The organism is Paenibacillus sp. sgz302115, assembly GCF_056120445.1.
In genome coordinates this window covers 563,321-584,674 of record NZ_JBVYOK010000001.1, presented here as the reverse complement: position 1 = coordinate 584,674, position 21,354 = coordinate 563,321, and the positions used below count along the sequence as shown (strand labels likewise).

General features: G+C 44.2%; 15 protein-coding genes. 4 read left to right on the top strand and 11 right to left on the bottom strand.

The genetic code is table 11. From position 1 onward, the window contains the following. Positions 1-15 precede the first annotated feature (15 nt). The gene (locus tag AC0LWN_RS02635; protein ID WP_474663078.1) at positions 16-939 is read right to left on the bottom strand and encodes an ArsR/SmtB family transcription factor; all 924 of its coding nucleotides are present in this window, start codon (positions 937-939) and stop codon (positions 16-18) included. Between the two features lie 174 nt (positions 940-1,113). Here AC0LWN_RS02635 and AC0LWN_RS02630 point away from each other — a divergent pair, with 174 nt between their 5' ends. Beyond that, positions 1,114-2,610: a glycoside hydrolase family 43 protein gene (locus AC0LWN_RS02630; protein WP_474663077.1), complete on the top strand. Its 1,497-nt coding sequence runs from the start codon at positions 1,114-1,116 to the stop codon at positions 2,608-2,610. A 56-nt stretch (positions 2,611-2,666) separates the two neighbouring features. On the opposite strand, the gene AC0LWN_RS02625 is transcribed toward AC0LWN_RS02630, so the two are convergent. From AC0LWN_RS02625 to AC0LWN_RS02610, 4 genes are all read right to left on the bottom strand, one after another. After that, positions 2,667-2,792, bottom strand: a complete 126-nt coding sequence (locus tag AC0LWN_RS02625; protein ID WP_458962228.1) for a DUF6254 family protein — start codon at positions 2,790-2,792, stop codon at positions 2,667-2,669. A gap of 67 nt (positions 2,793-2,859) precedes the next feature. Continuing rightward, positions 2,860-3,687, bottom strand: coding sequence for an MBL fold metallo-hydrolase (locus AC0LWN_RS02620; protein ID WP_474663076.1), 828 nt, complete (start codon positions 3,685-3,687; stop codon positions 2,860-2,862). Positions 3,688-3,696: 9 nt separating this feature from the next. Then, complete coding sequence (locus AC0LWN_RS02615; protein WP_474663075.1) at positions 3,697-6,447, bottom strand: alpha-L-rhamnosidase; 2,751 nt, start codon at positions 6,445-6,447, stop codon at positions 3,697-3,699. A 12-nt stretch (positions 6,448-6,459) separates the two neighbouring features. Continuing rightward, positions 6,460-7,851, bottom strand: coding sequence for an MFS transporter (locus AC0LWN_RS02610; protein ID WP_474663074.1), 1,392 nt, complete (start codon positions 7,849-7,851; stop codon positions 6,460-6,462). A 166-nt stretch (positions 7,852-8,017) separates the two neighbouring features. Between AC0LWN_RS02610 and AC0LWN_RS02605 the strand changes: the two genes are divergently transcribed. Further along, positions 8,018-9,028 carry an AraC family transcriptional regulator gene (locus AC0LWN_RS02605; protein ID WP_474663073.1) on the top strand — a complete coding sequence of 337 codons (1,011 nt, stop codon included), beginning with the start codon at positions 8,018-8,020 and terminating at the stop codon, positions 9,026-9,028. A gap of 37 nt (positions 9,029-9,065) precedes the next feature. Here the strand turns inward: AC0LWN_RS02605 and AC0LWN_RS02600 are convergent, their stop codons facing one another. Together AC0LWN_RS02600 and AC0LWN_RS02595 are read right to left on the bottom strand one after the other, a co-directional pair. Then, on the bottom strand, positions 9,066-11,015 hold the full coding sequence (locus tag AC0LWN_RS02600; protein ID WP_474663072.1) for an oxidoreductase: 1,950 nt from the start codon (positions 11,013-11,015) through the stop codon (positions 9,066-9,068). A gap of 40 nt (positions 11,016-11,055) precedes the next feature. Continuing rightward, positions 11,056-12,324, bottom strand: coding sequence for an L-lactate MFS transporter (locus AC0LWN_RS02595; protein ID WP_474663071.1), 1,269 nt, complete (start codon positions 12,322-12,324; stop codon positions 11,056-11,058). A 210-nt stretch (positions 12,325-12,534) separates the two neighbouring features. Between AC0LWN_RS02595 and AC0LWN_RS02590 the strand changes: the two genes are divergently transcribed. Further along, positions 12,535-13,080, top strand: a complete 546-nt coding sequence (locus tag AC0LWN_RS02590; protein WP_474663070.1) for a PadR family transcriptional regulator — start codon at positions 12,535-12,537, stop codon at positions 13,078-13,080. 56 nt (positions 13,081-13,136) lie between these two features. Here AC0LWN_RS02590 and AC0LWN_RS02585 read toward each other — a convergent pair whose 3' ends face one another. Next, complete coding sequence (locus AC0LWN_RS02585) at positions 13,137-14,849, bottom strand: ABC transporter substrate-binding protein (RefSeq protein WP_474663570.1); 1,713 nt, start codon at positions 14,847-14,849, stop codon at positions 13,137-13,139. Positions 14,850-14,985: 136 nt separating this feature from the next. Between AC0LWN_RS02585 and AC0LWN_RS02580 the strand changes: the two genes are divergently transcribed. Further along, the gene (locus tag AC0LWN_RS02580) at positions 14,986-15,846 is read left to right on the top strand and encodes a helix-turn-helix domain-containing protein (protein ID WP_474663069.1); all 861 of its coding nucleotides are present in this window, start codon (positions 14,986-14,988) and stop codon (positions 15,844-15,846) included. Between the two features lie 37 nt (positions 15,847-15,883). Here the strand turns inward: AC0LWN_RS02580 and AC0LWN_RS02575 are convergent, their stop codons facing one another. From AC0LWN_RS02575 to AC0LWN_RS02565, 3 genes are all read right to left on the bottom strand, one after another. Then, positions 15,884-18,697 carry a glycoside hydrolase family 3 protein gene (locus AC0LWN_RS02575; protein WP_474663068.1) on the bottom strand — a complete coding sequence of 938 codons (2,814 nt, stop codon included), beginning with the start codon at positions 18,695-18,697 and terminating at the stop codon, positions 15,884-15,886. After that, positions 18,697-20,208 (bottom strand): glycoside hydrolase family 43 protein, encoded by a 1,512-nt coding sequence (locus AC0LWN_RS02570; protein WP_474663067.1) that lies wholly within the window; start codon positions 20,206-20,208, stop codon positions 18,697-18,699. The genes AC0LWN_RS02575 and AC0LWN_RS02570 overlap by 1 nt, the downstream gene beginning before the upstream one ends. Positions 20,209-20,385: 177 nt before the next feature. After that, positions 20,386-21,291 carry a DMT family transporter gene (locus AC0LWN_RS02565; RefSeq protein WP_474663066.1) on the bottom strand — a complete coding sequence of 302 codons (906 nt, stop codon included), beginning with the start codon at positions 21,289-21,291 and terminating at the stop codon, positions 20,386-20,388. Between the last annotated feature and the right edge of the window lie 63 nt (positions 21,292-21,354).

The window sequence follows — 21,354 nt, the reverse complement described above, 5'->3', positions numbered from 1 at the left end:
GCAGTTATCCCTTTTCTACAATTTCACTTCATCATCGCTAAGGAAGACACGGATTACAATATCCTGGTCATGGTTGCCGAAGCCGGCTCCATAAAGTGTCAATCCTCCAATGTTATCGGCCTTCTCGTCAACTGCGAAGCGAAGTGTCCAGAATTGTTCCGCTAGCTTGATATCTGCGATGGTCACGTCTGACATCCGCTCCTCATCTATAAATGTACCAGTGGAATCAATACGGATCGTCTTCAATAATCCATACTGGTTCACATTTCTATGCCACCATTTCGGCGTATATTTGCCCCGCGCAGCCCTGCCAAAGTCAGCCGGGCTTGTCCAGGTCCCAAGCACAACACCGTTAAAGATGAATTGAATATCCGAAGGCCAATGATCACTCAAGCCGGGCGCTTCTGAGGCAATCTCCATCGAAATTTCGATGGCATCTGCAGCTTGATCAGGAAGCAGATAGTTAGGCGTCTTGTACTCTACATATCCTAACCCGAACCACAAAATGGCGGCGTGAACCCGCTCGGGATCGAGAAAGTAGCGCGGATCGTCCCAAATTCCGATTTCCTTTTCCCGGGTGCCAAGCCCGCATGTAGGCTGGATGTCAAAAGCGGTATAATGACCGACTGAAATCGTCTGCTCTCTTATCCTCTTGCTTTGGCTGGCGGATGGCAGCTTGATCTCGATATGTTTTTCTGTGAGGAAGCACATTTTATGTGTGCCTCCCTTCAGGCGAACCCTGCGGCTCCCGACTAATCCGGCTTGCTCAAGCTTATGGATGTGCATGGTAACGATGGAAGGGCTAAGCTCTAAATTAGCCGCAATATCCTTTACATTAATTTCTCTGTCGGCAATGAGGCTCATAATTCTCCATCTGACTTCACTTGCCAATGCTTCATATAACGGCATGAATTTTTGTTCTCCGTTTGCTTTGATCATAATCATTAACTCCTGACTATGTTTATTGAAATCACATTTATATTAATTTAATAAAATTAATATGAAACTTCAACCTTGTTTCATTGAAAGTTTTTATTCAATGGTGTTTAATTCTTGTTAGTTATAGATCATACTGAATTCTTGTATATATGAATTTATTAATGAGGTGGAGAAATGAAATTCAATAATCCGGTCGTCAAAGGATTTTATCCTGACCCCAGCGTATGCAAAGTTAATAATACCTATTATCTGGTTTGCAGTTCCTTTCAGTATTTCCCTGGCGTTCCGATTTTCGAAAGCAAGGATCTGATCAACTGGACCCAAATCGGTCATTGCCTGACACGAAAGAGCCAGGTTCAACTGGAAACTGTGGACAGCTCCGGCGGTGTATTTGCTCCTACCCTGCGTCACCATAATGGACGGTTCTACATGACAACCACAAATGACACTACACGTCAGAACTTCTATATCTGGACTGACGATATTTATGGTGAATGGTCTGAACCCATTTATGTCGATCAAGGGGGAATTGATCCGGATTTATATTTTGAAGAAGGCAAAACGTATTTCATGAGCAATGGGACTGACGATTTCGGAGCCAGCGGCATTGTCCAATGTGAACTCGAAATTGAAACCGGACGCAAGCTGACGCCTAGCCGTTCAATATGGCAAGGAACCGGCGGACGTTATTTGGAAAGTCCTCACATGTATAAAATAAATGGACGATACTACCTGATGGCTGCTGAAGGCGGAACCGAATATGGCCATATGATTACTTATGCCCGGGGAGATTCAGCTACTGGCCCGTTCGAAGCCTATGCGAACAATCCTGTACTGACTAATCGTAATTTGGGCGGTTACGAGCTGCAGGGAGTCGGCCACGGTGATTTGATTCAAGATGACGAAGGGAACTGGTGGCTCTTCCATCTCGGATTCCGGCAAACGGGTCAGTATCTTACGTATCACCACTTGGGACGCGAAGTGTTTCTAGCCCCGGTTACCTTTGGAGAGGACGGCTGGTTTACAGCAGGCCATAATGGCACCACCCTTTTGAGTTTCGAGACAGATCGTATCGCAGACACAATCCTTCAACAGGAAAAGAAGGTCTTTACGTTTGAGAACACGGATTGGAATCTGGACTGGTGTTATCTTCGCCATCCGGTTGCCGAGCATTATCAGTTAGAATCCGATAAGGTGAAGCTTACAGGAACCGGAGTGACGCTGGATGTTCCGGCATCCCCGACATTCATAGGCATTCGTCAAAAAGACTTCAATGCGGTCATTTCATGCGAAATCAGCCTGAACAGCGGCGAAGCAGGTATTACGCTCTATATGGATGAAAACCACCACTATGATTTGGCACTGCGCGGGAATCAAGATGGATACGAAGTTATCGAACGGCTTAATATCGGAGAAATTAAATCTGTTGAAAAAGCTATAGCTCTGAGCAATTGCAATCATGCCACATTGGTTGTTAGGGCTACCCCTACTCAATATCACTTTTACGTGCAGATAGAAGGTACTGAGACCTTGCTTGGAACTGCCCAGACGAGATATCTCTCCTCAGAAGTAGCAGGAGGGTTCACAGGTGTACTTATCGGTCTGTATGCCACTGGAGAAGCCCCTGATTCCACTGCAGAGTTTACACGATTTAGCTGCGTGTATTCTTAATACTTATTTTAAGAAAGACTGCCGGCAATATCGCCGGGCAGTCTTTCCCTTTCTTATCAAGTAGTATGCTTCTCTTCATATTCGCTGGACAATTCCTTAAGCGGTTTGATTTTACCATGGGGATGCTGAGCTTGCTTTCGTGACTTCCAGGCAGCTTCGTTCCTTCTCTTCTGGTGAGCCATAAAAGATATCCTCCTCTGGAAATTGAGATGTATACTACTCCCTTATGTTGTCATTCCTGGGCTACGTTCATTCATATATATTGTTTGCATCATAAATAATGTTGCCCAGCCCGCCATCTAACCTCTTCAAGTTTTTGTCCACTGCTTTTGCAAAATAGCTTTTTTGCCCCATGAACTCAAATGGGATATCATCTGTCTCTCTGTTCATAATTTCACTGCAAAGAATGATTATTTGTTGAAGGATTTCACCTGGAGCCACGGCTTCATGATGGCACAAGTATACACGGTCATATTTCCCTCTGGTTTGTAAATCCAAATGCTTCATAGACTGTTGATACTTCTCCACCGAGTAGGAATTTTTATCGAACAGGAAGGTGGAATGGTTACAGGCATCCCCAAGGATCAATGTCCGTTCTTCTGCGATCAGGATAGCCATCGTTCCCGGGGTGTGGCCTCCTGCCGCATATATCTCTAAGTGAATCCCCCCTAAATCAAAGCTATCTCCCTCCTGCAGCTCTTTGAAATTGGGATTCATGACCATAACGAAATCGTTGTCTTCAAGCTTAGGCGTCCTGTCCCCAAGGGCCATTGAGATGTATTCTTTTCTGACTTCCAAATCTTTATGTTCCATGAATACCTGGATATCCTTTGAACTCATATAGACCAGGTCAAATTCAGGAGCCCCCATCGCATGATCCACATGCCCGTGTGTGAGAATAACCGTTAACGGTTTTTTGGTTAATTTCTCAACAAATGCTTTCAGGTTTCCGATCCCCAAACAGGTGTCAATTAATGCGGCCTCCCGCTCTCCTTCAATCAGATACAAAAATTCATTCGTTAGGCTTGTAATTTGCGTTACATGTTCTGAAATTTTTTGCGAGGTGTAATAGTCCATGTTCTCCTCCTATTGCTTCAGCACTAAAATTTCTTCGGCTGCCGCCTCGATATCCTCTTCCCTGATGCCAAAGAAATCCATCTTCTTCAGCGTATTTAATGAATGTGACAGCCCGTCTATATCTCCAAGTGAAATAAATTCAACCGCCATAGGAATTCTTTTCTTTAAGACTTCTAGCGCTTTATCATGTTTGGCCAATTCGGACAGGCGCGTATTCATGGAGAATAAATTTCTAAAATCCTTCAATGGATAGTAGGTAAATTCATGAATTCCTGCTTCCAAAAAAATCGTCTCTCCATCATATTCGGGAAGCTGTACTTCGGCGGTCCGGGAGAAAGGAACTTCAAATCTAGCCCATACACTGCCGTCCGCATTAAGCCTCCACTGTGATCCATACTTTCCGCTAACGGAATCATACTCTGCTGAAAAGTATTGAAACTTTCCGGTGATCTGCGGAGCGAACAACACCTTCTTGAATCCGGCTTCCAGAGGCCTGATTCCTCCAAGATCCCTGTAGAGGTATTCAACAACCGAACCGTATGCATAATGATTTAATGAGTTCATAACGGTACCGCTCATGCTGCCGTCTGCGAGTACCGAGTTCCACCGCTCCCAAATGGTGGTGGCGCCCAAATTCACACAATAAAGCCAGCTTGGATACTCTTCTTGCAGCAAAAAGTCTAAGGCTTCCTCCTCCATGCCATTTTCGGCCAGAACCTTGCACATAATAGGTGCCCCTACAAAACCGCCGGTTAATCTGTTGCAATCCTTATAGAATCTTTCACGAAGACCTTCCATCAACTTATCTTTATCTACATATATGCCAAAATTAAAGGCAACCAGGTAACCGGTCTGAGTGTCTATACTTAATCTGCCTGAAGTCGTAAAGTACTCATGAAGAATGGCCTCTAACACTTTCTCCGACAATTCTACGTATTTTTTTTCATCTGCTTCTTTTCCCAGTATGTTAGCAGCCTTAGCGACCATTTTAATAGATTCATAATAGTAGCAGGAGCTGATAAAGCTGTCGTCAGTACCGCCTTTGAAGCTCTGCGGTGATCTCCCGTCTTGTGCTAACCAGTCTCCGATATGGGAGCCGAAATTGTACAGGTATTGCTGGCCCCGCTTCTGATCTTCTCTTGTTATATAATCAACCCAGTCTTTCATCATAGGATAGTTTTGTTCCAGAACATCCTTGTCTCCGTAATGGCTGTAGAGCACCATCGGTAAAAATGTTCCAATGTCGCCCCAAACGCTAGTTGCAATTGGCTCACCGAACACTGGAATAAACGCCGAAATGATTCCATTATGTTTCATTTGTTCAGTTCTTAAATCATGCACAAATTTATTGTAAAATGCCCTTGTATCCATGTTATATGACGCGGTTCCTGCAAATACTTGCGCATCTCCAGTCCAGGCCAGACGTTCATCCCTTTGCGGGCAATCCGTAGGAAAATCAATGAAGTTTGACTTTTGACCCCATAGACAGTTTTGAAAAAGCCTGTTGATCTTTTCATTTGAAGTTTCAATATATCCGCTTTGATCCAAATCAGAGTATAGAACTTTAGCAACAATATCATCCTTAGCTACATTTCCAATCCAGCCTGTGACCCGGACATACCGGAATCCAAAGAAGGTAAAATGGGGTCTTACGACTTCTTCTGTACCATCCGATACATAAATAAATTGGGATTTGGCTGAACGGTAATTATCATTGTAGAAGTTCCTGTCCTGCAGTATTTCTCCAAAATCAAAGATTAGCTTTGTTCCTATTGGGGACGTATTGCGGAATTCAATAAACCCGGAGAGGTTCTGCCCCATGTCCAGTACCGTCTCTCCCGCAGGTGTAACTATAATTTCCTGAACAGCTCTTACTTCTTTTACTTTAACGGGCAGGCTGTATCTGCTGATCAGCTTAGCTTTGTCCAGATCGGCAATACGGACTTCTTTTTCTGGATTGGCTTGCCCGGACCATAGCATGCGGTTGATAATTTCTCCATCATAGATATCGCTTAGTTCAATATCAGAACCGAGGTAATGCCAAGTTTTATCCGTGTGTATCACCTGGACTTCATCATTCTGGTACGTAATATGAAGCTCGGCAATGCAAGCAAATTCACTTCCGAAATTCTCTTTCAAATCGCCTAGTCCAAAGCGTCCTTTATACCAGCCGTTCCCGAGCATAATCTCCACCGTATTGTTACTGGACAGCATACCGGTAATATCATAGGTCTGATACTGATATTCACTGTGATAATCACTATACAGAGGGGCGAGATACTCGTCCCCTGCTTTCATTTTATTAATTGAAACTTCATATAGACCCAATCCGCTAATGTACAGGCGGGCACTTTTAACGGGATTCTCTATAGAGAAATCTTTCTTGAACAGTGGATGGAAATGATCTCCTTCCTGGGTACCAATCCAACTGGCACTCCATTGTTCATTCATTTTGCCTGTCTCAAAGGAGGCTGTGCCGCTTGTAGCAACCTCCCCTTCTTCTGTTTCGACTTCAATGCGATAATAGTACTTCGTCTTAGGCTGACAATCCATTAGGATTGCTTCTCCTGTAGAATCCAAATTTTCGTTTTCTTTGATATATAGAACATTTGCAAAATCCTCAGTTAAGCTCACTTCTATTTTTGCTCTCTTTTGCCGCTTTGACTGGGTATCCTTAACCTTCCACGAGCACTTTAGCATTGGATATGCGAAGCCAACCGGATTCTTGATTCCGTTCATTCTTACATCTGTTACCTTCATGTCTTTGTCTCCTTACTGTAGTTTACTTACTCTTGCTTCCTGCAATTCGGATAGTATCCTATCTCTCTCCTGTCCTTTGAATTTGCATAATAAAAGTGGGATGGAGCCCAGAATGGAACTGATCCCGGCCCCAAAAGCAGTAATGAAAAACAGGCCTTTGAGAGTAAATGCTGACTGCGTGACGGCATCCGTATTAAACTGAATGGCGGTCAGCAGGATACCGGTGACAAATGAGCCTACTGCAGACATAATCTTTGCTGTCAGTGATTGAATCGAGAACATTAAGCCTTCTGCCCGGTAGCCGGTCTTCCATTCTGCATAGTCTATTGAATCAACGACATATATTGTGGATAGACTCATACTCATCGAGATGAAAAAACCTGCGAATATAGAAATGATGAAAACAAAGGTTAAATTTTGATAACCCACAATATAATAAATTGCTCCTGTTATTACTGAAACAATTCCGCTATAAAGCAATAAATGCGGCGTTCTGACTACTTTAAGCAATTTCGGAATAACCACAGGCGTCAATAAAAATCCGATCATTGTAGGCACCATAATAAACGATAGCAGTGCGATACTGCCGAGATTATAAATCGCATAGTAACTGGTCAACATCGTAACAACCATCGTTAATACCTGGAAAAATTGACTGACAATATACGCCTGCAACGGTTTGTTTATTTTCAATATGTTAACGATGCTCTTAAAGCTGGTCTTCTCGGTTCTGGGCTTCACTCTTTCTTTCGACACAATAAACAGGGTGATAAAGCTAATAGCCGCAAGCAAAGAGAACAGCCAGCCCAGATACGAATACCCTTGCCCACTGTGAGGCAAACGTGCAAAGTAGGATACTAGAAGCCCTCCTGTTAACGAGACCAAGAGCGATCCGAGCGTCGTAGCAGATCTCGTTAAGCTGACAATGGAATTGCGTTTCTGAGGATCTGTGGAGATAATCGCCGACATGCTCCAGTAAGGGACATCGAAAAGTGAAAAACCAATACCCCAGAGTGTATAAATAAGTGCAACATAGGTAATCTGTAAGGCATGTGAAGAGAAATTGGGATTAAAAAACAACAATGCGGTGATAGCCGCCCAAAACAACCCTCCAAACAAGATATACGGTCTCAGCTTCCCATACTTCGTTCTTGTATTATCCATCAGAACACCTACAACCGGATCGCAGAAAGCATCAATAAACTTCGTGACCAGCAGAATAGTCCCGATAGTTATCGGAGATATTTTCATGACGGAAGTAGCGAATATCATAAAAAATGTAGATACTAATCCCGAGAGGACAGAGTCCCCGAGCCCTCCAATGGTATAACTAACCAGTTCCCTCTTCTTAAAGGGTGTTTTAACAGCGTTTTCATAATATTGCTCAAAACCTTTGCTCATCATCTTCCCTCCGCTCAAGTTACCGTTTCCCCTTATAACTGTCCAACTGACCAAACCTTTTTTGGATATCCAATAGAGCTATAATAAATCATGTAAACCCTTTCACCAATGTCGGTAGCTGTTGTTTTGACTAACCAAAAGTGATACATTCACAAGGGGAGGGAATTTAATGAACTATAAGGAATTAGATGTTTTATTGTTCGAATTAACAGATTTGGAGAAAGAATTGCAACACTCAGAGCTCTCTGATGAAACAATAAAAGAAAAGATCCTCTCGCCATCCTCTTCAAGTGAGTGGATTCCTACCTACACCATGGAAAATAATGTTCTGAAATTGAATGTTGCAGATGAAATATTTGTGATTTCAAGACATACCCGCTTCGCCAAAATGCTTAATCACACGCACAATTTATTCGAAATGAACTACATTTACAGCGGGACCTTCTATCAGGAAATTCAGGGAGAAAAGTTCAAATTAAGTGCAGGGGATATTATCATCCTCAACAAGAATGTAGAGCATTCTATCAGTAAAGTGGGACAAGAGGATATCTTAATCAACTTCCTCGCGAAAAATGAATTTTTCGACAACCAGTTCGTGTTTAAAATCCTGGGAGATAATATTCTAGGCAAAACGATTGCTTCAATCATAACCAATATAACCAAAGAAAAGAATTTTCTATTATTTCGAACGGAAAACAATTGGCAAATCAAACAAACGATTCAGAACATATTGTGTGAAGCTTTTGACAGTAAACCCACCAATCCCGAAATTATCAAAGCGTATTTAACGATTCTATTCAGCAGGCTTCTGGAAAGTGAAAGCTACGAGATTTTTCTAAGGGAAGGCGTTAGAAATACCAGCATATCCGTAGTCGATTTATTGGCTTATATGGAGGAGAACTATTTGGACATTACGCTGGAACAAACCGCGAAGCAATTTCAATTTTCACCGGCCCATTTGAGCAGAATCGTTAAAAAAGTGACTGGAAAAACCTTTTCAGCAATCGTCCAGGAACAAAGGTTCAAACACGCTGCATTGCTGCTGCAGTTGTCTGATCAGAGTATTGATGATATTTCCAGAGAAATCGGCTACAACAACCTGACCTTTTTCTATAAAAAGTTCCAGTTCCTATATGGGATCACTCCGAATGAGTACCGGAACTCCTTTAAAGCAAAGTAAAAAAAAAGAGAGGATTGCTCCTCTCTCTTAGTGAAAATCAGATATCAAGCGCAGCATGATATCCTTGATATATCGCAGTTGTGATCGTAGATGCCTTAACACAATCTCCAATCTGTGCAACATAAGGTGCACAATCAATTAACTCATCCACTGCTTTTCTTCTTGGACGTTGTCCAAGCGCGCAAATGACTGAACCGCCTGGAACAAGATGCTCTTCACCATTTGGATCAGCGCAAACAACACCTTCCTGCTTAACACGTAGCCCTTTAAATCCTAAATGAACCTGAATGTTATTCTTTTCGATTTCTTTTAGCATAATTGGACGATGTCTAATATTTGCATCTGGAGCCAGTTCCGTCCTCATCTCTACCAGATGTACAGATTTGCCTTCCTGGGCAAGATGAATGGCTGCTTCACAGCCTGCCAGACCGCCTCCCAATACGACTACGCTATCGCTAACCCTATCCTTCTCCAGATAATAGTCATTAACAACAACAACGTTATCACCGTCAAGTCCTGGAATTGGAGGAACAATTGCTGCCGAACCGACAGCTATAATTAATGCATCAGCATTTTCTTTCTCTGCATACTCTTTAGTGACAGATGTATTCAAGCGAATCTCAACACCGGAGTCTTTGGCTAATTTTCCAAGAGTCACACCTAACTCATACATTTCGTACTTAAACGGAATCGCCTGTTCTCCCCTCAAAATACCGCCTACCTCGTCAGACTTCTCACATAGAATGACTTTATGCCCGCGTTTAGCTGCAGTAAGAGCTGCATAAAGTCCGCCTGGGCCTCCGCCTGCTACTAAAACCTTACGCGGATTAGGAGAAGGATATATTTCTGTCCCATCCATTTCACGGCCGATCAATGGGTTAACCGTACAGCGTCTTGTCGATGTCTCCGCACGTTCCGCCATACAGGTGAAGCATCTCAGACACTTAATAATATCCTCGTCACGGTTGCTCATTACCTTTCTTGGAAGCTCTGGATCGGCCAACAGTGCGCGGGCCATTTCAACAACATCCGCCTGACCGCTGGCAATGATTTCTTCCATTTGAGCCGGGTCATTTAATCCGCCAACCGTTGCAACCGGAACACTTACATGCTTCTTGATTTCTGCTGCGAGATAAACATTGCTTCCATGAGGCAGGAACATCGAAGGGTGCGTGATTCCAAAGCCTGTCTGGTAGGTTCCGGCAGATACATGAAGCAAGTCGACTCTTGATTCGATTAATTTGGCAATTTCAATGCCTTCTGTCAGATCATAGCCGCCTTCAAACAACTCCGAACCACTCATTCTAAACTCTATGGGAAAGCCGGGACCCACAGCTTCACGGACGCTATCCAGAACCTCCTGTGCAAAACGTACCCTGTTCTCCAAAGATCCGCCATACTTGTCTGTTCTGCGGTTGAAATAAGGCGAAAAGAACTGGTTAATCAACCATCCATGTCCGCCATGAACCATGATCATTTCATAACCTGCTCGCTTAGCAAGTCCGGCGCATCTGCCATACGCTACTACGATATCAGCAATTAGTTCTTGTGTAAGCTCTTTTACTTCTCTGCCGTCAGGACGGACTCCGGGACTTGGTCCCCATTGAGCAAGTCCTTGCTTCTTATTTTTATCAGTCAGATATGTTCCTGCATATTGCCCGGAATGAGACAATTCCACACTGGCAATTGCACCATGACGCCGAATAGCATCTGCTGTGTAGGTAAAGCTTGCAAGAGAATCTACTGTCTGCAGATCTAGATGGTACATATGGGAGGCTTCTGTTTCGGGATGAACCACAACTTCACTGACTGTAACTGAGGCAGCACCGCCTTTTGCCCGTAATTCGTAAAATGCTGTAGATTTGGGGCCAATCGTGCAGTCTGCTGTAATGTCTGTACCTCCCATAGGTGAGCCAAACATTCTATTTCTGAAGGTTACATTTCCAATGGTGATGGGTTTGCATAGGTTTGGATATTTTCTTTGCATGATTTCATTCTCCTTCTCTGTAGATGTTTCTTTCTTACGTTTAAATGATAGCTTTCTGATTCTTATTCGCAGCTCTCTCCTGATACTTGACAGCCCGCTTGTATACAAATGTTAGAATAAATCCGGTTATGCCAAAAATGGCGGCAATGACAAAAGCTCTCTGATAACTACTGTCTGTACTGTATACATTCTTCATAATGGACGGCCCGAAATATCCTGCTAATGCAAATCCAATAAACATAATTCCATAATTCACACTGTTATTTTTTGCACCAAACTGATCCGCAGTAAATCCGGGAAATACCCCCATCAGTGCGCCAAAGCTTAAACCGATAACGGAAATACCGATATAAAATGTCGCAACACTACTTTCACCTGAAAAATAAAGCAATGTGAGTCCTACTACCGAAAAGAGAGAAGCAAAAGCCAGGGTATTGATTCGGCCAATTTTGTCTGAAATATAGCCTGCAAGAATTCGTCCGCCAGTGTTAAACAGAGCAAGTACAGAAACAACTGTCGTAGCGGCTGCCGCAGACAGGCCAACCATTTTTTGAGCTATAGGTGAAGCTTGAGATGTACACATTAGTCCGGCAAAAGCTCCACTGATCAATAGCAAGATCATTACATAAAATAGTGGACTTGCAAGCATGCCTTTCCAGTCTTTGTCGTTTTTTAACGAACGGCCAACATTGACAGCCTTTGGTGTCCATCCTGCCGGGACAAAATCAGATGGGCATTTCTCAATGAAGAATGAAGCGGCACATACAATAATAAGGAAGGCTATACCGATTATTTTGAATGCTGCCGTTACACCAGAGTGACTGATTATACCATTGGCAATGGGAGGTATAATCACTGAGCTTAACCCATAAGCAGCCGTTGTTACACCGCCAACTAATCCGCGTTTGTCAGGGAAAAACTTAATCGAGTTGCTAATTGTGCATCCGTAGACCATTCCTGTTCCAAGGCCGAGTACGATGCCATAAGCAAATACCAGGAAGCCTACAGATGTTGCGAACCCTGATAAAATCATACCGCCCCCAAATAATAGGCCCCCTACAAAGATCACTTTCTTTGGTCCGAACCTATCATTAACCCAGCCACCTGAAATCATTGTGATAGGCCCTACTGAATTGGTAATTGTAAATGCAATAGCCAAATCACCCGGTGTTAGGTGAAGTCCTGTAATGCTGCTCAGATATTCTGCCATTGGGGCAGCAAATACACTCCAAGCATAGATTGATCCAATACACAGGTTAATAAAGCAGCTCGCAATCAGGATAATCCATCTCTTTTTTGTAAATTCCACTTCAATTCTCATCTCCTTATATTGTGAAATCATTCACATCGTAATTCGATTTAATATTAGCATGAGGCTTTAAATATATCAATATAAACATGTACATATTTATATGTTTCATAAAACATGTTTTCTTTCTTCTACGCAATTTTATTGTTGACTGGCTAAATATGTTATACTAAACACAAAAACGAAGATCATCCGTAGGAAGAGAGCCATATGAGAACTTTAAAATACGCCATTTTAGGTTTGCTAAATAAAGAATCAATGACTGGTTATGATATAGGTAAAGAGTTCAGTAAAGATCTGGGTGAATTTTGGAATGCAAAGCACAGTCAGATCTATCCGGAATTAAAGAAGCTGCTTGACGAGGGTCTAATCGTTTACGAGATTCAAATTAGCGGGGAAGTATTAGAAAAAAAGCTGTATTCCATTACGGAGAAGGGTAAGAAGGATTTTTTGCAATGGTTGAAAAAAACAGAACCTATCGAGCCCACTCCTAAAGACGTGTTTAGACTGAGAATGTATTTTTCGAATAACTTGGATGCAGCTACCCGATTACACCTGCTAGAGCATCAACTGCTTCAACATCAGGACAGGCTAGCACATTTACGCAAAAATAAAGAACGTTATGACAGCATGCCTCCGCTTGACAGTGATAATTTTGGTGATTATCTTGTGTTAGATGGTGCTATTTTACGTGAAACTGTAACGATACAATGGCTCGAAAATTATATTAATATTGTAAAAAAACAACCCATTTAGTACATACAGAAAGACCCTCACCAAGCTGGTAAGGGCCTTTCTTATGCTTGCTTGTATTATTTAACATCCTTGCCTGTAAAAAGTGAAACTCTTGCTTTTACCAGCTCGGTATATTCCTTCTCCATTTTCTCTGCTCCAACGTCGTTCATTTCTTTGAGGAATGCATCATATAGCTTGTCGAAGTCTGCAGGCTTAGCGAGAATGGCTTCCGGAATGCGTTTGTGAACGATGTCCTGCGTCTTCTGGTAGATGACCTGATAATCCCCATCCGTCGGAACCTGCATATTATACAGTGCCCCCCATTCTTTGACTGGGAATTCATCCGCAGCCGGGAACAGATCCTTCCATGTCTTCGCCTTATAAGCCGCTAAAGCTTCCTTCTCGGCATTCGAGTAGCTGGCGATGATTTGTTCCGGGAAGTTGGTGGTATAGTAATTGTCAGTTGAATCCTTGACCCCGTCTCCGTAACGGACTCCAAAGATCGAGTACAAACCGATGCCTGTTTGTTTCGCGAAGTTAGCTGCATCATTGACTTTTTGGTTACGGATCTCATCCGGGATTACGCGCTTTCCATTCTCAACATTATACTGCTTGCCTTCGATTCCCCAATTTCGCAGAACCTGTCCTTCATCTGAGGACAGCCAGTCGATAAATTTGATAGCACGGACTGGGTCTTTGCAGGATGTCGAGATGCTAATGCCATACCCGTCAACACCGATGGCCTGCATGGAATTATCTTTGAATTGCTTACCCATTGTAACAGGCAAATGAGCGTACGTATATTCGTCTTTGCCGGCTGACTTCAGAGCATTCTCGGCGTCCTGGTATTCCCATTCTACAGAGGTAAGGCCGAGCACGCGTCCGCTGGAGATTTTCGATTTATACTGATCATCCTTTTGCACAAAGGAATCCTTATCCAGCAAACCTTCATTATACATATGATTCAGCCAGCGGAAGTAATCTTTTTCTTCCGGACGTTTGTAATGAAGCATCGTTTGATAAGTTTCCGGAACCACATAGTATTCACCGTCACCTGCCCCACCTGTAGTCGCCGCGGCTTGATTGGTTACGGTAATCATACTCTTCCAGCCATCCGCATTTAACAACAGCGGAATCGTAGGCTGTCCGTCCGTTGTCGGGTGTTTGGCCACATATTTTTTGAGGGCGCTTTCATAATCCTGAACTGTTTCAATTTTCGGATAACCAAGTTCCTTGAGAACTCTAAGCTGAATTTCAAATCCGCCCGTTGCATCAAAAACCTGTTCATCTACCCCGACATTGGTTGGAATTGAATAAATGGCTTGATCTTCCTTGCTGTATTTCATGCGGTTCATACTCTTGCTCATAACCTTTTTAATATTTGGAGCATATTTATCGATAAGATCGGTCAAATCGATAATCCCGCCTGCATCCACCAGCTTGCCAAGCTCTCCTTTGGCGTAGATGATATCGGGAAATTGTCCGCTGGCCGCCATTAAAGAGATTTTGTCCTGTCCGCCGCCGCTTCCTACATCAAATTCGGCATCAAGAGTAACCCCGGTTTTGGCGATAATTTCTTTCCCTACATCATCCTGCATGTTGTTCCAGTTCGGATTAGCGTCAGCTCCAAAAAATGAAAACGTAATTGGGCTGGTATCATCGCTGCTGCTACTGTCATTTACATTATTGGCAGTGTTGTTTTTTGTGCTGCTGCAGCCCGCCGATAGGAGCAGCATACTTGCTAACAGCGCTATTCCGCATTTCTTCGGCAATTTCTGAATCATGGTCATCATTTCCCCCTTATAGTGTTAAGAGTGACTGTTTTCGTTATTAATTTTATCTTTTACTCCTGCTGCAAACCTTGATTATCAAGTCATAAAACAGCATAATATGGACATAGACAACAACGGACTGGGTGGGAATATTTTGAGTAATGTATATCTAAACTGGTTTACGACCGATGAGAAATTCCCCTTTTTTATTCAATATGGAGGACATGAGGAGGAGATATCGCTTCACCAGCATGTGGATTTCTCCGAATTGGTCATCGTACTGAATGGTCATGCTACACATGTCGTCAATAATGAAGAATCTTTTATCAAGAAAGGGAATGCATTTGTTCTGAACGGCGGAACTCCTCATGCTTACAAGGCACCACATGATTTCAAAATTTGCAACGTAATGTACAAGCCTGAGATGTTGAAGTCAGCCGGGCCGGATCTGCGGTCCTTGAACGGTTATCAGGCGCTCTTCATTCTGGAGCCGTTCTACCGCAGCATTAATCCATATCAAAGCAAATTGAACATGTCGATTGCAAGCCTTGAATATGTCTCGGCGTTAGTTTCAGTCATGATTAAGGAATATGAGACCAAGCAGCAAGGCTATCAAACCATGCTCGTATCACGGTTTATGGAGCTTGTCGTTTATTTGTCCAGGCAATATGACCATCAGGAGACAGGGGTAGACAATAGTCTGATGCATCTGGCCAGTGCAATTTCTTACATTGAGGACCACTATCTGGACCAAGTGACGCTTGAGGAGATTGCGGCCAAATCGGATATTTCCGTCAGACATTTGAACCGGATTTTCCAGGCATATTATCAAACAACGCCGATTGCATATCTTCACCGGCTGCGTTTGGAGCGGGCTTGCACATTGCTAAAGCAAACGAACCGCTCCATTACAGACATTTCATACGAGTGCGGATTTAACGACAGCAATTACCTCACCCGCCAATTCAAAAAAAGCTATGGTGTGACGCCGAAAGCATTTCGTAAAATGCAATAACCGATGCTTCTGCCGGCATTTCTCTGTTTGCCAAAAGTCATTTCAGACAAAAAGTGCTGATCTGTACATCGCCCTTGAGGTGCAGGTAAACCTTATATCGTTCTATTGGGACAAGCCCAGATGGAACCTCACATTCCACAGTCGTCCAAGCTTGAGTTCCGCCAGTAGGCAGTACGGGACAGACAAGAACGAAATCACCTTCAGGGGAATTAAGCGTTAAGGTGATCTCCCCTCCCCGGATATTACCCGTAACCCTGGCGGTGAACTTTACCGGCCATTCGCTTAGAGCTACGTCATGGAAAGCAATCCAGCCGCAGTCTTCAACAGGGCGAATGCTCTCTCCTCCTTCGCGGCATTCATCAATGTAAACCTTGTCATAATCATCATAGTTAACCGCTTTAACCGATTCCCCAAGTGAGCGTGCAGGGATCTTCTCTCCTTCTACGTACAGTGAAGCCATAGAAGTGATGTTGGAAGAAGATGGCCCGGCCATGAGCGTGTACATTCCCTTCTCCACACAAAACCGTTCACGGGTTACGTCCCAGAATGCCAGTTCCTCCGTCTTAAATGTGAATAAAATGGTTTTGGATTCTCCCGGGTGCAAATACACCCGCTCGAAACCTATCAGCGTTTGTAGTGGACGTGGGACACGCGAGCTATCGGCTCGAATATAGAGCTGAACGACTTCGTCACCAGGTCTGCTTCCGGTATTGCCAACATTGACAGAAACTGAGAACGTTGCATTTTCGTTGACAGCCACGCGGTCGAGTGACAGCTCACCGTATTCAAAGGTTGTATAGCTAAGACCATGACCGAACGGGTACAGCACTTCTCCATCGAAATACTGATAGGTGCGCTTTCCCTTTATAATGTCGTAATTCATAAGATCCGGCAGTTGATTCACCGAGCTGTACCAGGTCATGTTTAACCTGCCGGCAGGATTGTAATCACCAAAAAGCACATCGGCTACGGCATGGCCGAGCTCTTGACCGGCATGCGATGTAAATACGATTGCTGGGACATGCCCGTTTACCCAATTTATCGCAAAGGGATAGCTGCCAACGATTACGACAATGGTCTTTGGATTTACAGCCCGGACTGCCTGAATAAGTGCATGTTGAGCAGGAGGCAGTATGAGATTTGCCCGGTCGACTGTCTCTTTTCCATTGATATAGGGGTTGTTGCCGACAAATACAATTGCCGTCTCTGCTTCTTTTGCCAAGTGCATGGCCTCTTCAATCCCGTGGTGCACGATCTCAAGGACAAATTCGCCGATGCCGTCATCTTCATTTACTTTTAAAAGCCCAAGTTCACTTAGGACAACAGGTTTGTTATCCCATGATTTTATCGTGATGCGGCCATTTTCCAGCACTTCGAACCTGAGCGTTTCCTTGACGTACCAGCCTTCCACTGCTTCTGCGGTAGCAGTCATAAAACCATTTTCACTTTCCGTTACATATTTATTACTGTCCATTGCCCGTAATGTGAAGCTTCCGAAGCCCCAGTCATTGTACTCAAACACTGCCGCCTCAGCTGCGGTGCTGCAATCTGCCGCTAATACAGCGGGAATATTCTCGTGATCCCGTATGCACACATATTTCCCGCTGGTAACTGAGCGTAAGCGAATTTGATCCACACCTGTTGTATATCCAACCGGAAGGTCCTGTATTTTTTCTCTAATCCCTTGGAGCGGGGTAATGCGGTAAGGCGGCGTTCCGCTATAAGCATCAGTGAAAGCCTCATTAGCCAAAGGTCCGATTACCGCAACAGAACACATTTTTGGCCTTAGCGGCAACACACCATCATTTTTCAGCAGGACAATGGATTCTTTGGCTGCTTCAAGTGACAAAGCCTTGTGCTCCGGAGAACACAATTTCTCCTCTGGAACGTGGCTGTAAGGATTCCGCTCTGCAGGATCAAATTCGCCCAGCCGAAACCGTACGCGAAACGTATTACGCAGCGCCTGGTTGAGGTCATCATCCGTCAGAAGTCCTTGATATAGTGCATCACGCAGCGCTTGAAAGGATAGCGGCTGATCATCCGTTATGCTATCAATACCAGCTTTGATCGACCCCGCTACGGCTTTTGCATAAGAATCAGTGTAATGATGATCAGTCACCGTTCCCAGAATGTCCCCGGCATCGCCAACAACAAAGCCGTCCATGCCCCACTCGCCTTTGACGATATCGTTCACTTCAGAATTAAGGTTGCATGGAGTTCCGTTAACTCCGTTGTAAGCAGTCATTATGGAACCGGCGCGGCCCTCCCGGACCGCTGGTTCAAATGCCTTTAAATAATATTCGCGTTTATTGCGCGGGTCGATGCTGACTGATGCACTGCCACGGTTCTCTTCATTGTTGTTGGCATAAAAATGCTTTAACGTTGCGACTGCCTTGTAATAGAAAGGGTCGTTTCCCTGAAGACCTTGGACCAGGCTGGTTGTCAGTTTTCCCGTTAAATAAGGATCTTCTCCATACGCTTCTTCGGTACGGCCCCATCTTGGGTCCCGCTCCATGTCTACTGTTGGTGCCCAAATCGTTAGACCATTAACGGTGGGGTTGCGCTGATAGTACACCCTGGCCTCCTCGCCTATAGCGGAGCCGATTTTGTTGAGCAATTCGGGATTCCAAGTGCAGGCAAGACCTATGTTCTGTGGAAAAACGGTTGCTTCTCCTAGCCAGGCTACCCCGTGCGCTCCCTCCGTGCCGTGCTTGTACTTGTGTATTCCAAGACGCGGAATATCCGCCTGGTACTGGCACATCAGTTCGATTTTTTCCTCGCGGCTAAGGCGCAGAATGAGGTCATCAACCCTCTCTGCCAGCGGCAGATCCGGGTTCCGATAAGGAAGCATTATTCAGTCACCTCATAATCGAACCAGTCAAATGACGCAGGAGCAGGGTCCGGCGCTTCAGAGATTGCATACATGGCTGCCATTACTCCAACAAAGCCGCCCGCGACTTCGGTGGAGAGAAGATGGGTTTCACCCCAGCCTATTTCTATTGTATCCTGTTGTGAGGTATGGACAGATGCCACAAATTTCTCGGGCAGAGCCTGGAATTGAAGCACAATCGGCCCTTCAGGACAATCGCGGGTTTCCACCGTCTGCATTGAACCGACTGTCCGGCGGAAGATCAGCTTCCTGCGGCCTTGAACGGATTTTACTGCCAGGTCGTAATGATGCTTCTCATCCATATACATGGTTAATCCCGCTTCTTCTCCATCGTGCTTCGGATCGAACTCCAGCTTAGTCTCCACTCTGCAGGAAAAGTGACAAAGGCGGCGGCCTACAAAGGTGGGAGAACCCACTTCATTTAATGTTGCTGCTTGTCCATGCAAGACAAGAAATCCCGGACGTTCCGCTAGTGACCAGCTTCCCTCAGCAGGATTACGTAAGAATGTCCAGATCATATCCAGCTTCACATCATTGAAGTCGTCTCTGCGCGGCTTGGCTGGCCATGACACTTGAGGCAGCTTGGGAGCATCCATGACCGGCTCAATATGCGTATTATTGCCTACAATAGGCCATCCATCAGGTGTCCAGCTCACTGGCGCCAGAAAAACCTCTCTTCCCAAATGATGTCCCATCGGGTAAGATACCGGTCTTATCCCCAAGCACACAGCCCACCAGCTTCCGTCATGGGCTTCGATTAAATCCGCATGGCCTGTTGCATATATGCCGTTCCCCATACTTCTATTCGTGAGAATCGGATTGCTTGGACAGGCTTCAAATGGCCCATAGGGATGTTTGCTTCTTGCGATCGTTTCCATATGTCCATATTCGGTTCCCCCTTCGGCAATCATCAAATAGTATAGTCCGTTGATTTTGTACAAATGAGGTCCTTCGGGATGAGCTCCTCCTGTACCTTTCCAAATCAAGCGTTTCTCTGACAGTGTGGCTCCGGTTTCAATATCAATCTCGCATTGGTAGATGCCATCGCCATCAGCTCCGGTAGTTGGAGACTGTAAATATACGCGGCCGTCGTCATCAAACAGCAGAGAAGGATCGATACCACCTTGCGCGAGCTTCACCGGTTCCGACCAAGGTCCCTTAGGGTTCTGTGTCTTGACAAAGAAATTCCCGCCTCCGCTTACATTGGTAGTCACCATGTAAAACCAGCCGTTGTGATAACGGAGGGTTGGTGCATAGATTCCGCCAGAACTCCATGCACCCGAAAGTGGAAGCTGTTTCTCTGTTGTGAGGCAATGGCCGATCTGCCGCCAGTGGACCAGATCCTTGCTGTGAAAGATAGGGACTCCAGGGAAATATTCAAAAGAACTTGTGACTAGATAGTAATCATCACCGACACGGCAAATACTTGGATCAGGATGAAAACCCGGTATGACGGGATTGTTGTACTGCATAATCCGCACTCCTGTCTATTTTTTATACAGATTATATAGCTCTCTCTGTTATTTCCACATTGTAGTATACTTTCACTTTGCCAAACCTTCATTTTCAAGTCATATGTTTAGCATGATCTAGTCATTGCACTCTCCAGTTTCAAAAAATCGTCGATCGTTGCCATGTCAGTGTCCACCTCATCCATTGATTTCTAATTTTCGGGTTAAAGAAGGCGTCCAGAAGTAACCTGCCATCCCCAATAAAGTTATCAATCCACCAAAGAATTGAAACCCGGAGATCGTCTCACCCAAGAATAAGTAGGCTAGAAAAATAGCCAAAACAGGTTCTCCAATTATCCCTACAGAAACCGTAGTAGCCCCTATTGATTTCAACAGCAGATTAAAAATATATTGTCCAAATATGGTTGGGATTACGGCAAGCAAAAAGAAATATATCCAATCCGCTGATTCATACTCGACCAAGGAGTAATGATTGAATAAACTGCTGACGAGCAGAACGCTGCCACCAATAAAGAAAACAATAACACTGTATAAATTGGCGTCGATTTTGTGACTTACTTTTTGTCCTGCCAGCATATATGCCGAAACAAAAATGGCCCCTATTAAGGATAATCCGTCTCCTATTAACGCCTCCCTTGAAACCCCGATGTCTCCCCAAGCTATAAGGACTGAACCGGACAGAGCTGCTGTCAGACAAACAATGCTTAACAGGCTTCTTCGTTCTCTGAATAGATAATATGAACCGATCATTACAAATAAAGGCTGCAAGGTTAAGATGACCATCGAACTTGCAACGGAGGTATGCTTCAGGGATTCCATCCAAAATAGAAAGTGCAATCCGAGAAACAGGCCGGCTAAAATCACGGTACCCCAATCTTTTTTGCTCATCGGGAAGGATCGGAGCGTTTTCCAAGGAACAAAAGGAAGCATAATAATTACTGAAATATATAATCTGTACATCCCGGCTACAGAGATTGGTGTATCTGAGGATTTGATCATTATGGAAGAGATCGAAACAGCCAGTATGCTGATGAAAAGCAAAATGTACGGATGTAACTTTAACGACGGTTTATTTATTTTCACATATATACCTCCATGCTGTTCTATACGATTCCTGTGCACAGGATTGTCGTAATGAATCTAGGC